This is a genomic window from Nocardia sp. NPDC051929 (genome assembly GCF_044548645.1).
GTDB classification, from domain to species: Bacteria; Actinomycetota; Actinomycetes; order Mycobacteriales; family Mycobacteriaceae; genus Nocardia; species Nocardia sichangensis.
Genome location: NZ_JBIUCG010000014.1, coordinates 153,701 through 167,128, shown reverse-complemented (window position 1 = coordinate 167,128; position 13,428 = coordinate 153,701). Strand labels below are relative to the sequence as shown.

Annotated in this window: 14 protein-coding genes; 12 read left to right on the top strand and 2 right to left on the bottom strand. The window is 68.2% G+C overall.

The features are described 5' to 3' along the window. Positions 1-107: 107 nt before the first annotated feature. The 8 genes from ACIHAX_RS20395 (at position 108) to ACIHAX_RS20360 (ending at position 6,773) form a co-directional block, all read left to right on the top strand. On the top strand, positions 108-971 hold the full coding sequence (locus ACIHAX_RS20395) for an arpA protein (protein WP_364428363.1): 864 nt from the start codon (positions 108-110) through the stop codon (positions 969-971). A 44-nt stretch (positions 972-1,015) separates the two neighbouring features. Continuing rightward, a complete protein-coding gene (locus tag ACIHAX_RS20390; protein ID WP_364428360.1) occupies positions 1,016-1,852 on the top strand; it encodes a class I SAM-dependent methyltransferase in 837 nt (278 codons plus the stop codon). After that, complete coding sequence (locus ACIHAX_RS20385; protein ID WP_397279028.1) at positions 1,849-3,663, top strand: choline/carnitine O-acyltransferase; 1,815 nt, start codon at positions 1,849-1,851, stop codon at positions 3,661-3,663. Before ACIHAX_RS20390 ends, ACIHAX_RS20385 begins: the two co-directional genes overlap by 4 nt. 120 nt (positions 3,664-3,783) lie before the next feature. After that, the gene (locus ACIHAX_RS20380; RefSeq protein WP_039798430.1) at positions 3,784-4,047 is read left to right on the top strand and encodes a phosphoribosyl-ATP diphosphatase; all 264 of its coding nucleotides are present in this window, start codon (positions 3,784-3,786) and stop codon (positions 4,045-4,047) included. Between the two features lie 47 nt (positions 4,048-4,094). Further along, positions 4,095-4,946 carry an ATP phosphoribosyltransferase gene (hisG, locus tag ACIHAX_RS20375; RefSeq protein ID WP_356962033.1) on the top strand — a complete coding sequence of 284 codons (852 nt, stop codon included), beginning with the start codon at positions 4,095-4,097 and terminating at the stop codon, positions 4,944-4,946. Positions 4,947-5,059: 113 nt separating this feature from the next. Then, the gene (locus ACIHAX_RS20370) at positions 5,060-5,194 is read left to right on the top strand and encodes a hypothetical protein (RefSeq protein ID WP_355077510.1); all 135 of its coding nucleotides are present in this window, start codon (positions 5,060-5,062) and stop codon (positions 5,192-5,194) included. Next, entirely contained in the window at positions 5,194-6,390 is a 1,197-nt protein-coding gene (locus ACIHAX_RS20365; RefSeq protein ID WP_355077512.1) for a putative sulfate exporter family transporter, read from the top strand. The genes ACIHAX_RS20370 and ACIHAX_RS20365 overlap by 1 nt, the downstream gene beginning before the upstream one ends. Before the next feature lie 155 nt (positions 6,391-6,545). Continuing rightward, complete coding sequence (locus ACIHAX_RS20360; protein WP_355077513.1) at positions 6,546-6,773, top strand: hypothetical protein; 228 nt, start codon at positions 6,546-6,548, stop codon at positions 6,771-6,773. A 4-nt stretch (positions 6,774-6,777) separates the two neighbouring features. Here the strand turns inward: ACIHAX_RS20360 and ACIHAX_RS20355 are convergent, their stop codons facing one another. After that, a complete protein-coding gene (locus tag ACIHAX_RS20355) occupies positions 6,778-7,689 on the bottom strand; it encodes a RecB family exonuclease (RefSeq protein WP_397279025.1) in 912 nt (303 codons plus the stop codon). Positions 7,690-7,763: 74 nt separating this feature from the next. Between ACIHAX_RS20355 and ACIHAX_RS20350 the strand changes: the two genes are divergently transcribed. Further along, complete coding sequence (locus tag ACIHAX_RS20350) at positions 7,764-8,597, top strand: tRNA (adenine-N1)-methyltransferase (RefSeq protein WP_397279023.1); 834 nt, start codon at positions 7,764-7,766, stop codon at positions 8,595-8,597. Positions 8,598-8,628: 31 nt separating this feature from the next. Here the strand turns inward: ACIHAX_RS20350 and ACIHAX_RS20345 are convergent, their stop codons facing one another. Beyond that, the gene (locus ACIHAX_RS20345) at positions 8,629-9,144 is read right to left on the bottom strand and encodes a hypothetical protein (RefSeq protein ID WP_364428346.1); all 516 of its coding nucleotides are present in this window, start codon (positions 9,142-9,144) and stop codon (positions 8,629-8,631) included. A gap of 179 nt (positions 9,145-9,323) precedes the next feature. Here ACIHAX_RS20345 and arc point away from each other — a divergent pair, with 179 nt between their 5' ends. The 3 genes from arc (at position 9,324) to ACIHAX_RS20330 (ending at position 13,420) form a co-directional block, all read left to right on the top strand. Beyond that, positions 9,324-11,084, top strand: coding sequence for a proteasome ATPase (gene arc / locus ACIHAX_RS20340; RefSeq protein ID WP_364428343.1), 1,761 nt, complete (start codon positions 9,324-9,326; stop codon positions 11,082-11,084). A gap of 184 nt (positions 11,085-11,268) precedes the next feature. Then, complete coding sequence (locus ACIHAX_RS20335) at positions 11,269-11,904, top strand: TetR/AcrR family transcriptional regulator (protein ID WP_397279021.1); 636 nt, start codon at positions 11,269-11,271, stop codon at positions 11,902-11,904. Continuing rightward, on the top strand, positions 11,897-13,420 hold the full coding sequence (locus ACIHAX_RS20330) for an ArnT family glycosyltransferase (protein ID WP_397279019.1): 1,524 nt from the start codon (positions 11,897-11,899) through the stop codon (positions 13,418-13,420). The genes ACIHAX_RS20335 and ACIHAX_RS20330 overlap by 8 nt, the downstream gene beginning before the upstream one ends. Positions 13,421-13,428: the final 8 nt, after the last annotated feature.

Genomic DNA, 13,428 nt, shown 5'->3' with positions numbered 1-13,428 from the left:
TTACTGTGCCGCAACGGGTGTGCGTGCAGATGATAGGTGTGACCGTGATCACCGGCAATCTCGCCGAATCCCGGGCGTGTCGGCGACCGCTCCACCAAAATGACGCCATGGCAGCGTTGGGCGTCCTCGACGAGATCGTAGATACCGGACGGTATCCCCTGGCGGAGGCGGAAGGACCCGCGCTGCGGGAAGCGGTACGGCGCGCCCGTGCGGAACTGGCCGACACCGGCTGCACCGTGCTGCGTGGCTTCATCCGCCCGGAACTGACCGACACGTTGCGGGCGCAGGGCGAGCTGATGGCCCCGCACGCGCACTACGAGGTCGAGCGGGTCAACGCCTACAACATTCCGCTGGACGCCGACCTGCCGGAGGACCATCCGGGCCGGATCGTGCTCGAGCGGGGCAACGCCTTCGTGCCCCGCGACCGCATCCCCGCCGACGCGCTGATCCACCGGCTCTACACCGACGAGCTGTTCCAGCGATTCGTCGCCGACTGCTTCGACCTGTCGGAATTGCACGAATTCGCCGATCCCCTGGCGGGACTGTGCCTGAACGTCGTCGCGCCGGGCATGTCGCACCCCTGGCATTTCGACACCAACGAATTCACCGTCTCGATGCTGACCCAGCCCGCCGAGGAGGGCGGCGTCTTCGAGTACTGCCCCAACATCCGCACACCCGAGGCGGAACACCTCGACGACGTCCGCGCCGTGCTCACCGGCACCGGCGAGCGATTCGTCCAGCGGCTCGAACTGCGTCCGGGCGACCTGCAGCTGTTCCAGGGTCGCTTCTCGTTGCACCGCGTCTCACCCGTCGACGGTGCGCGTCAGCGCCATTCGGCCATTTTCGCCTACACCGATCGTCCCGGGATGGTCGGCACGGTGGAGCGCACCCGGCAGTTGTTCGGCCGCGTGCTACCCGACCACCTAGCCGCCGCGGCCGACGCCGTCCGGGGCGATCGACTGCTCGACTGAGCCGAACGGCTCGACTGACCGAGCTCGACCCGAGAGGACCGACAGTGCCAGTGCCGTTAGACACCACCGGGAAAGCGTCTTTCGACGATATCTACGTCCGCCCCGATCCGCGCGCCTACTACGCGCGCATGTCCGAATTGGACTACCGCATTCCGGAACTGGCGAAACCGTTCTTCCAGCAACAGATTCGGGAATACCGCGCGTCCGCCCGGGTCGCCGTGCCGACCGTGCTCGACCTCGGCTGCTCCTACGGCGTGAACGCCGCGCTGCTGCGCCTCGACACCACGATCGGCGAGCTGGCCGAGCATTACGCGGCCGCCGACACCGATCGGGCCGGTCTGATCCGGCGCGACCGAGACCGCGTGGCGGGGCGGGCCGCGGTGGAGGACGTCCGCTTCCTCGGCATGGACGCCGCCCGCCCAGCCCTGGAGTACGCGCGGGAGGCCGGGCTCCTGCACGACGTCGTGCACGCCGACCTCGAGTCCGGCGAGCCGACCGACGAGCAGCGCGCCCTGCTCGCGACCGCCGATCTGGTCGTCTCCACCGGCTGCGTCGGGTACATCACCGAGAAAACCTTGACCCGAGTGGCCACCGCGCACCCGCGCAGGCGGCCGTGGATGGCACACTTCGTACTGCGCATGTTCGACTTCGCACCGATCGAGGCGGAACTCGCCGCGCTCGGCTACCGGACCGAGCACGCGCCGGGGTTGTACGAGCAACGCAGGTTCGCCTCCGCGGCCGAACAGGCGCAAGTGCTGAACACCCTGTCCGCCAACGGGATCGACACGACCGGCCGGGAAGACCAGGGCTGGCTGTATGCCAACCTGTACGTGTCGAGGCCGCTGCCGAAACATCACGCCGACACCGAGGACTCGCATTGACCGAACGCACCTTCGCCGCCGACGACCACCTTCCCCGGGTGCCCCTGCCGACGCTGGAGGACAGCTGTGGCCGGTTCCTGCAGTGGTGCGAGCCGCTGCTGACCGCCGACGAGATCGCCGCCACCCGGGCCGCGGTCGACGACCTGTTGCGACCCGACGGTCCGGGGCGCACGCTGCACGCGGCGCTCGCGGAGTACGACGCGACGCCCGGCGTCGGCAGCTGGCTCGACCTGTTCTGGCCGTCGCGATACCTGGGCAGGCGGGACCGGATCGCCCTGAACGCGAACTTCTTCTTCCTGTTCCGGGACGACACCCCACTGGCCGCCTCCACCGCCGCGACTCAGGTGGACCGGGCGGCGGGCATCATCTCCGCCGCCGTCGACTACAAGCTGGCCCTCGACCGGGAGGCCATCCCGCCGGTGACCCAGCGCGGGCAGCAGCTGTCCATGTGGCAGAACAAGTACCTGTTCTCCGAGACCAGGATTCCCGGCGTGGAGCAGGACACGGTCCGGGTCCCCTACAGCGCGGAATGGCCGGGTCACTCGCAGGCCCGGCACATCGTGGTGTTCTTCCACGGCAGCACGTTCCGGATGGACGTGGTCGGCCCGGACGGAGCGCCGTACTCGCCGGAGGATCTCGCCGACGGGCTGCGCGCGGTGCTGAAGGCGGGCGCCCGCCCGGCCCGCACCGACACCGCCGTCGGGCACCTCACCACCAAGGCCCGCGCGGAATGGGCCCAGAGCAGGCAGCGGCTGCTGGCCGAGCCTGCGAACGCCGCGGCGCTGGACACCATCGAGACCGCGCTGTTCGCCGTCTGCCTCGAGGACTTCGCCCCGCGCGACGAACTGCACGCCTGCGACGAGTTGCTGCACGGTGACAGCGCGAACCGGTGGTTCGACAAATCGGTGTCCTTCGTCGTCTTCGCCGACGGACAGGCGGGCATCAATGTCGAGCACTGCGGACTCGACGGCACCACCATCCTGTCGTTCGTGGACACCCTGCTGGAAACCTCGGTGCCGGAACACGCCGCCCACTCCGGCGCACAGGCGCAGGGACTGCCCGCGGTGGAGCCGGTCGAGTTCTTGCTCGACGAGGCGCAGCGCGGCGATATCGCCGCGGCGGCCGCCGCCTTCGCCCAGTACGCCGCGGCGAACGCCACCCAGACGGTGTCGTTCCCGGACTTCGGCACCGCCAGGGCCAAGCAACTCGGCATCTCGCCGGACGCGTTCGCGCAGTTGAGCTACCAGCTGGCCCATCGGCGCAGCAAGGGGCTCACCGGCGCGACCTACGAGTCCATCGCGACCAGGCAGTACCGCAACGGCCGCACCGAGGCCATGCGGGTGATCACCCCGGAGATGATCGCCTTCGTGGACGCGATGCAGGACCAGGACGCGAGCGCCGAGGCGAAGCTCGCCGCGGCGCGGACGGCCGCGTCCGCGCACGTGGAGCGGGCCAAGCAGTGCCAGGCCGGTGACGCGCCCGAGCAGCACCTGTGGGAGCTGCAGTGGATCCAGCGCCGCCGCGGCGCGGAACTGGGCGTCATCGACCCGATCCCGCTCTACGACAGCCCCGGCTGGACGATCATGCGCGACGACTACCTGAGCACCAGCTCGGCGCCGTCGGTCAACATCCGCTACTTCGGTTTCGGCTCCACCAGTCCCCGCTGCATCGGCATCGCCTACGTCCTGCTGCCGGACCGCTGGAATCTCTACCTGGCCACTCCGAAACCGGTCGCCGACCAGATGCACGCGTTCGCCGACCACCTCCGCACGGCGGTCGCCGACCTGCAGGCGCTGCTCGCCGGGAACTAGCCGCTTTCCGCCCGGTTCCTCCGCCCCCGGTCAGGGGTGGAGGAACCGGGCGGTCGCCGTTACCGGCCATCGTGGGCCGGAGCAACAGACCCGCATCCGGGTCTGAAACAATGGCTCATCGTGAAGAACTTCGAATCCCTGTTCGCCGAACTGCAGGATCGTGCGGTCAACCGCCCCGAGGGGTCCGGAACCGTTGCCGCGCTGGACGCAGGCGTGCATACCCAGGGTAAGAAGGTGCTCGAGGAGGCCGGTGAAGTGTGGCTGGCCGCCGAACACGAGAGCGACGAGTCGCTCGCCGAGGAGATCTCCCAGCTGCTGTATTGGGTGCAGGTGCTGATGGTGGGTCGCGGGCTGAAGCTCGAAGACGTGTACCGACATCTGTGATGACGGCCGTCCGACACCCCGTTTCTCCTCCCGAAAGGACTCCCTCCATGCTGCGCGTCGCAGTCCCCAACAAAGGCGCCCTCTCCGAATCCGCCGTCTCGATCCTCGCCGAGGCGGGCTACCGCAAGCGCACGGATTCCCGCGATCTGACCGTGCTCGACCCGGCCAACCAGGTCGAGTTCTTCTTTCTGCGACCCAAGGACATCGCGATCTACGTCGGTTCCGGGGAGCTGGATCTCGGCATCACCGGTCGTGATCTCGCCCTCGATTCCGGCGCACCGGTGCAGGAACGGCTCGCCCTCGGCTTCGGCCGCTCCACCTTCCGTTACGCCGCCCCGGCCGGACGGGAGTGGAAGGTCGAGGACCTCGCCGACAAGCGCATCGCCACTTCCTACCCGAACCTGGTGCTCGACGATCTGCGCGGCCGCGGCATCGAGGCCGAGGTGATCCGCCTCGACGGCGCGGTGGAGATCTCCATCCAGCTCGGCGTCGCCGACGCCATCGCCGACGTCGTCGGCTCCGGGCGCACGCTGCGCCAGCACAACCTCGTCGCGTTCGGTGAATCGCTGTGCGACTCCGAGGGTGTGCTGGTCGAGCGCAAGGACGCCGATCGCGGCGACCGGGCACGGAATCAGCTCGTCGCCCGGATCCAGGGCGTGGTCTTCGCCCAGCAGTACGTCATGCTGGACTACGACTGCCCGAAGAATTTGCTCGACGAGGCGTTCGTCATCACCCCCGGGTTGGAATCGCCGACCGTGGCGCCGCTGGCCGACACCGGCTGGGTCGCGGTCCGCGCACTGGTGCCGCGCAAGCAGAGCAACGAGTTGATGGACAAGCTGGCCGATCTGGGCGCGAAAGCCATCCTGGCCACGGACATCCGCTCCTGCCGCGCATTCTGAACGCCGGATTCGTCCGATACGCCTGATTCGTTCAGGCTGAGCGCAATCGGTGTGCCCTGTGACCGGGGGTTGCTACCGTGCGGCCTCTCGATGAGGAAACGCAAGGAGCCCCCGTGTCACAGTCACCACCCGAGGAGCAGTCGGGCAGCACATTCACCTGGAACGAGGACTGGCTGGCGGCGATCGCCGGGCTGATCCTGATCGCGCTGGTCCTGCTCGGCGCGATTCCGGATTGGCTGGTGCCGTGATGGCCGAGACCGGCGCCGAATCGGCGAAGGAATCGAAGGCTTTGGCGGACAAGGATTCCGGCGTGGCCGCGCCCGGCGGAATCCCGTCATCCGAGACGGAAGCGGTGCAGGCGACGTCCCGGCCGACCGCCGGGACCATCGCGGCCGGTATCGCGGTCGTGATCGTGCTCGGCGCCCTCACCCGCTACTTCGAGACACACGTCCCGCAGTGGGCAGTGGGCACTCCGTTCCAGCGTGTCGCCAAGTCCGTCGAATACCCGGTGTACGCCATCGCCCTTGGTCTGCTCGGCAATGTCGTGCTGAGCAAACTCGCACTGCGCGACCGGCTTTCGGCGGGATTCCGCACCGAATTCTTCATCAAGACCGGCGTGGTGCTGCTCGGCGCTTCGATCAACCTGAAGGTCCTGGTCACCGCGGCGGGTCCGTCGATCCTGCAAGCGCTGCTGCTGATCACGGCCGTGTTCGGCTTCACCTGGTGGCTGGGCGGACGCCTCGGGCTGGACGACAAGCTGCGCGCGCTGCTGTCCTCGGCGGTGTCGATCTGCGGTGTCAGCGCGGCCATCGCCGCGGCGGGCGCGGTGCAGGCGCGGCGCGAGCAGATCGCCTACGCGGCCTCGCTGGTAATCGTCTTCGCGTTGCCCTCGATCTTCCTGCTGCCCTGGCTGGCGGAGGTGCTCGGCTTGTCGGACGCGGTCGCGGGCGCCTGGATCGGCGGCAATATCGACACCACGGCGGCGGTCGCGGCCTCCGGCGCGATCGCGGGGGAGAAGGCGCTGCAGATCGCCACCATCGTCAAGACCACGCAGAACGCGCTGATCGGTGTGGTCGCCATCGCGCTGACCGCGTACTTCACGCTGCGCGTCGAGCGGGCGCCCGGTGCGGTGCGGCCCTCGCCGCGCCAGTTCTGGGAGCGGTTCCCGAAGTTCGTGCTCGGCTTCATCGCCGCCTCGGTCATCGGCACGCTGTACCTGCAGGCGGTGGACAAGAAGTCCGGTGCGGCGCACATCGCGATCATCAACGATCTGCGCACCTGGTTCCTGATCTTCGCGTTCGTCTCCATCGGCTTGGAGTTCTCGCTGCGCGGACTGCGGGAAGCGGGCTGGCGGCCGGTCGTGGTGTTCGGGTCCGCGGCGGTCGTGAATCTCGCGGTGGGCCTCGGACTCTCGGTGCTGCTGTTCCACAATTTCACCGCCTGAGCGTCGGCCCTATGGATACGCAGCCGAAACTCGGGCACGCGATGTCGCCCGGTCCTGGACATCGGGGCCGGGCGGCCCGCCGTTCGGGAAATGTTCACCGGCCGAATACGCGGGTCGGCTCGAAACCACCGGCCTCATCGGGAAGACTGTCGGGCGTGTCGGACAGGATCAACGACGAGAAGGCCGCGGCGGAGCCGGGCCGACGAGCGACCACCCCGGCGGCCGACGGTGTCCCCGCGCGCGGCACGGCGTGGACGCGGATACGAAACCTGTTCATCATCGCCGGCGACGCGGTACTGGTCGTGGTCCTGATCGGAGCGGTTTTCCTGCTCGGCGAGCGCGGGACGTCATTGGACTTCCTGGTGGCCGCGCTGGGCCACTAGCTCGTCAGTCCGAGACGGCTTCGGCCAGGGTCTCGTCCGGGGATTCGGTGACGCCGCCGCTCGGCCAGCCAGGGTAGGGCGGCGGCGTGCCGCCGAATGCCGGGCACAAAGGCTTGTAGTCGCAGTACGAGCACAGCCAGCTGGTGTTCGGCTGGAAGTTCCCGGTGCGGCCCGCCTCGAGAATGGCCGCCCACAGTGCCGAGAGCGTGCGCTCGAAGCGCAGCAACTCCTGCTCCTCGGGGGCGTAGGTGAGGATCTGCTCGTCGGCGAGGTAGATCAGCCGCAGCTGGGCGGGCACCAGGCCGCGGGTGCGCAGTACGACCAGCGCGTAGAACTTCAACTGGAACAGCGCTTTGGTCTCTTGCGTCGGCCCCGGCGCACGGCCGGTCTTGTAGTCCACGACGCGCAGGGCGCCGCTGGGCGCGAGGTCGATCCGGTCGACGAACCCACGCAGCGGCGCGCCGTCGGCCAGTTCCACCTCCACCCGCGCTTCGCGCGACTCCGGATCGAACCGGGTCGGATCCTCCAGCCGGTAGTAGCGGCGCACCAGCGCGCGCACCTCCTCGAGGAACGCGTCGAGTTGCCCCGCGGCGACCAGTTCCGCCACCTCCGGCTGTTGGGCGTGCACCCGCGCCCACGCCGTCGGCACCAGGGCCTCGGCGCGCTCGGGCACCCGCTCGGCCGCGGGCAGCCCGTAGAGGTCCTCCAGCACCGCGTGCACCACCGTGCCGCGCACCGCGTGCACCGAAGGCCGCTCCGGTATCCGATCGATCGCGCGAAAGCGGTATTTCAGCGGACACTGCTTGAAATCCATTGCCCGGGAAGGCGAGAGCGCGGGCCGGGCGCGGGTGGCCGTCGGATCGGGCCGGGCGGTCCGCGCGTCGTCGGCAGGGGGCGTGGACACGGGCGAGCACATACCTGGCAGGCTATCCGGCGGCACCGACACGCCGGTGCGTCACAGCACGATTCCGACAAGTGGAACGGAGATTCATGACGGCCAGACGGACCGGGCCATTCACCATCGGTGACCGGGTGCAGCTGACCGATGCCAAAGGACGCCTGTACACGGTGGTCTTGGAGCCGGGCAAGGAATTCCACACCCATCGCGGCGGGATCAAGCACGACAGCCTGATCGGTGCCGACGAGGGCAGCGTGGTGCATTCCACCAACGGCACGCCCTATCTCGCACTGCGTCCGCTGCTGATCGACTACGTGCTGTCCATGCCGCGCGGCGCCGCGGTGATCTACCCGAAGGACGCCGCGCAGATCGTGCACGAGGGCGACATGTTCCCCGGCGCGCGTGTGCTGGAAGCCGGCGCGGGGTCCGGTGCGCTGACCTGCTCGCTGCTGCGGGCGGTGGGGCCGCAGGGACAGGTGGTGTCCTACGAGATCCGCGCCGACCACGCAGAGCACGCGATCCGCAACGTCGAGACGTTTTTCGGCGAGCGGCTGGCGAACTGGTCGCTGACCGTGGGTGACGTGGCCGACTACACCGGAGAGCCGGTGGATCGCGCGGTACTGGACATGCTCGCGCCGTGGGATGCGCTACCGGCGGTGTCCAAGGCGCTCGTGCCGGGCGGCGTGCTGATCGTCTATGTGGCCACCGTCACCCAGCTGTCGAAAGTGGTCGAAGCGCTGCGCGAGCAGGAGTGCTGGACCGAGCCACGCTCCTGGGAGTCGCTGGTGCGACCGTGGCATGTGGTCGGCCTCGCCGTGCGGCCCGAGCACCGCATGCAGGGTCACACCGCCTTCCTGGTCAGCGCCCGCAGGCTCGCCGAGGGCACCGTCACGCCCAAGCCGCAGCGCAGGCCCTCGAAGGGCTGAGCGCGGCCGGGCGGGCGAGGTGGTGGCCGACTCAGGCCGGGACGCAGGGCGCCTGCGCGAAGCCGAGCAGCAGACAGCCGCTCGCGTCCGTCAGCTTCCAGGTGCCGTCGACGTTTTCCCAGCTCAGCGGCACGGCGGGGGCGGCGCCATGCGGGGAGGTGATGGTCACCTGCGCGTTCGCGGTGTTGCCCTGGGTGGTGATGTCGGCGACGGCGAAGGTGAGCGCGTAGCCCTGCAGGCCCTTGTTCATCTGGTCGATGTTCGCTGTGCGCTTTTCACCGTTGACGATCAGCTTGGCCTTCTCGGGGGTGGGTACAGTCGGATCGGTGAGCTTTACCAGCACGGCCTGCAAGGTATCGGCGGTCGGCGCACCGGTCGCATGGGCGGAGTGATCGTGGGTACCCGACGCGGCGGTGCTGGTGGCGGCCGAGGTCGCCGCGCCGGTGGAGTCGTCGTCGGAGCCGCACGCCGCCACCGCGCCGGAGATGGCCAGCGCCGCCGCGGCGGTGACGAGGGAAAAACGCAGGGTTCTCGCGGGAAGGAGCATGGTCGGCAACCTTTCGGCTCGAGCGGCGAGGAGGCTCGCCAGGGTCGGGTTAGGGCAGGCTAACATGGTGATCCGGCCGCCGATCGCGGCCCAGATGTGATCACCACGAAACCATGTCGGAAAGCGAGAACGGGTCGCGCCCGGTAGCGTTGATAGACCGGGACTGGGAGGAGCAGCACATGAGCCCCATCGAGAATTCGGATTCGGCGGCCTGGAGAGAGCTCGAGGCAGTGCGCGCCGAGGCGGCTGCACTCCGAAGGCAACTCGCCGATTCGCCGGATCGCACACGGGAATTGGAAGCCCGCATCGATTCGCTGACCATTCGCAACACGAAGCTGATGGACACCCTCAAGGAAGCGCGCCAGCAGCTGGTCGCGCTGCGTGAGGAGGTCGATCGGCTGGGTCAGCCGCCGAGCGGATACGGCATTCTGATCGGTGTGTACGACGATCAGACGGTCGACGTGTTCACTTCGGGTCGCAAGATGCGGTTGACGTGTTCACCGAACATCGAGACCTCGACGCTCGAATACGGTCAGACCGTCCGCCTCAACGAGGCGCTCACGGTCGTCGAGGCCGGGCACTACGACGCGGTCGGCGAGATCGGCACCCTCCGGGAGATCCTCGACGACGGTCGTCGCGCCCTGGTCGTCGGCCATGCCGACGAGGAGCGTGTGGTGTGGCTGGCAGGCCCGCTGGCGAAGGTCGCCGAGATGGACGACCTCGACGATCCCGATTCCCCCATCCGCAAGCTGCGGCCGGGCGACTCGCTGCTGGTCGACACGAAGGCCGGTTTCGCCTTCGAGCGCATCCCAAAGGCCGAGGTCGAGGACCTCGTGCTGGAAGAGGTGCCCGACGTCGACTACAGCGACATCGGCGGTCTCGGCAGGCAGATCGAGCAGATCCGCGACGCGGTGGAGCTGCCGTTCCTGCACAAGGACCTCTTCCGCGAGTACGCGCTGCGTCCGCCGAAGGGTGTGCTGCTCTACGGTCCCCCCGGCTGCGGTAAGACGCTCATCGCCAAGGCGGTGGCCAACTCGCTGGCCAAGAAGATCGCCGAGGCGCGCGGTGAGGATGCCAAGGAAGCCAAGTCGTTCTTCCTGAACATCAAGGGCCCCGAGCTGCTCAACAAGTTCGTGGGTGAGACCGAGCGTCACATCCGGATCATCTTCCAGCGGGCCCGCGAGAAGGCGTCCGAAGGCACGCCGGTGATCGTGTTCTTCGACGAGATGGATTCCATCTTCCGCACCCGCGGCTCCGGCGTCTCCTCCGATGTCGAGACCACGGTGGTGCCGCAGCTGCTGTCGGAGATCGATGGTGTCGAGGGCCTGGAGAACGTCATCGTGATCGGCGCCTCCAACCGTGAGGACATGATCGATCCCGCGATCCTGCGGCCGGGCCGCCTGGACGTGAAGATCAAGATCGAGCGTCCGGACGCGGAGTCGGCGCAGGACATCTTCTCGAAGTACCTCACCCAGGAGTTGCCGCTGCACGACGACGACCTGGCCGAGTTCGGCGGCGACAAGGTCTTGTGCATCAACGCCATGATCGAACGCGTCGTCGACCGGATGTACGCCGAGAGCGAGGACAACCGCTTCCTGGAGGTCACCTACGCCAACGGTGACAAGGAGGTCCTGTACTTCAAGGACTTCAACTCCGGCGCCATGATCCAGAACATCGTGGACCGCTCCAAGAAGTACGCCATCAAGGCGGTGCTCGACACGGGCAACCCGGGTCTGCGCATCCAGCATCTCTACGATTCGATCGTGGACGAGTTCTCCGAGAACGAGGACCTGCCCAACACCACGAATCCGGACGACTGGGCACGCATCTCGGGTAAGAAGGGCGAGCGGATCGTCTACATCCGCACGTTGGTCACCGGCAAGAACGCCAGTGCCAGCCGCGCCATCGACACCGAGTCGAACACCGGTCAGTACCTGTAAAGGTTCCGCCGACCACGATGGGCCGCGTCTCCCCGGAGACGCGGCCCTTTCGCTGTCCAGGGCGCAGGTGACGGTGCACGGCGACGGCCGCACACCACTCGTATCCGGATGACTCTCGACGGCGCTCCATTCGGCGTCGTCGCTCATCAGCAGGTCTACAGTCCGCTCGTGCTAAAATTTGACCATGCGGCCAGAAAACAGTACGAGTGGCCAACGGCGGTCTTTCATCGAAGAGGCGCGACGGCGGCAGATCATCGCCTCCGCGGTGGAGGTGATCTCCGAGGTCGGGTACGCGAATGCTTCGCTGGCGCGGATCGCCGAGCGCGCGGGCATCTCCAAGGGCGTCATCTCGTATCACTTCGAGGGCAAGGACGATCTGATGACGCAGCTGGTGGTCCAGCTCTACGTCTCGGCCGCGGAGTACATCGCGCCACGGGTCGGCGCGGCGGCCGGACCGCGCGCGAGCCTGCTGGCCTACCTCCAATCGAACCTCGGTTTCATCGATGCGAATACCACGTATGTGGCGGCGCTGGTCGAGGTGGTGACGAATCTGCGGGACGCGGAAGGCAACCCGAAGTTCGCCTCCGCCGACGGTGAACGCGACATCATCGTGCCGCTGGTCGACATCCTCACCGAAGGGCAGCGCACCGGCGAGTTCGGCGAGTTCGATCCGCTCTTGATGGCCAAGTCCATCCGCGACGCCATCGATGGCGCCGCCGGACGGGCGGTCCGGGAACAGGACTTCGCGATGGACGCGTACGCGGCACACGTGTGCCGGTTGTTCGACACGGCGACCCGGAAAGCGGGTAAGGATGACTGAGGTACTGGACACCCCGCGGCGCCGGGACGATGCCACGACACCGTTGCCCTCGTTCGCCTTCGGCGGAGTCGGCGCGGTGGCGGCGCTGGCTGCGGTCGCGCTGCTGGTTTCCATCGGGCGGTACGGATTCTTCGGCGACGAGCTGTATTTCGTCGCGGCAGGCCGCAGGCTCGCGGTCGGCTACGCCGATCAGGGGCCGCTGCTACCCGCGATCGCGCGGATGACGGATCTGCTCGCCCCGGATTCGCTGGTGGCACTGCGTCTTCCGGCCGTGCTCGTCACCGTGGCCGCGGTGGTGGTGACCGCCCAGATCGCCAGGGAGTTCGAGGGCGGTCGCCCGGCGCAGGTGCTGGCCGCGGCCGCGTATGCCACCTCGCCGTTCCTGCTGGTGCAGGGTGATCAGCTGGCCACCAATACGATCGACACGGCGTTGTGGGTGGTGGTGAGCTGGCTGGTGATCCGCTGGGTCCGCACCCGCCACGACGGTTTGCTGCTGGCCTCGGCGCTGTTCACCGCGGTGGATATGCAGGTCAAGTGGCTGATTCCCTTCTTCTGGCTCGCACTGGTGATCGGGGTGGCGATCTACGGACCGCGTGAGCTGCTGCGCCGCCCCGCCCTGTGGTGCGGCGCCGCGATCGTCGTCCTCACCTCGGTACCCAGCCTGGTGTGGCAGGCGGCGCACGGGTGGCCGCAGCTGCGTCTGGGTGGTGTGGTCGCCGCGGAGCAGGCCACGATCGGCGGGCGCTACATCTGGCTGCCGCTCGCGCTCGCCTCCGCCGGATTGATCGGTGGATTGCTGCTGGTGTACGGGGTGTGGACTCTGTTCCGTGCCGAAAGCTTGCGGCCGTACCGTTTTCTCGGTGTCCTACCGTTGGTGCTGATCATGGTCTTCATCGCGACCGGTGGACGACCGTACTATGCGGCGGGTTGCTACGGAGCGCTGATCGCGGTCGGTGCGGTGCGGTGGATGGAGAACCGGCGGCGATCGCGTGTGACCCTCACCGTTGCGGTGGCCGCGATATCCGTTGCGCTGGTGATTTTCTCGCTGCCCCTGCGCCCGGAATCCGACATCGACCCGGTCGACACCCAAGCCCAGGCGGGGCTGGAGATCGCGGTCTACGGTCGGTTCGGCTGGTCCGAACTCGCGGCCGGGACCGCGGCGGCCTACGCGGCGCTGCCGGAGCCGGAACGGGCTTCGGCCGTGGTGATCGCCGATTCCTATTGGCAGGCAAGCGCCTTGGACCTCGCGCGCGCGACCCATGGCCTGCCCGCCGTCTTCAGTCCGAATCGCGGGTTCGGCTACTTCGGCACCCCGCCGGACACGGCGACGACGGTGCTGTGGGTGGGTGGCACTGAGGCCGATGTGCGCGCGCACTGTGCCGAGGTGACCGCGATCGGGCAGGTCGACGCTCGTCTCGGGTTCCCGGGGGTCACCCGCGGCGTCACTGTCTGGCGTTGCGCGCGACCGCTCGTGCCGTGGTCGCGAGCATGGCCGGGCATGCTGCGGCTGAACTGATCCGGTTC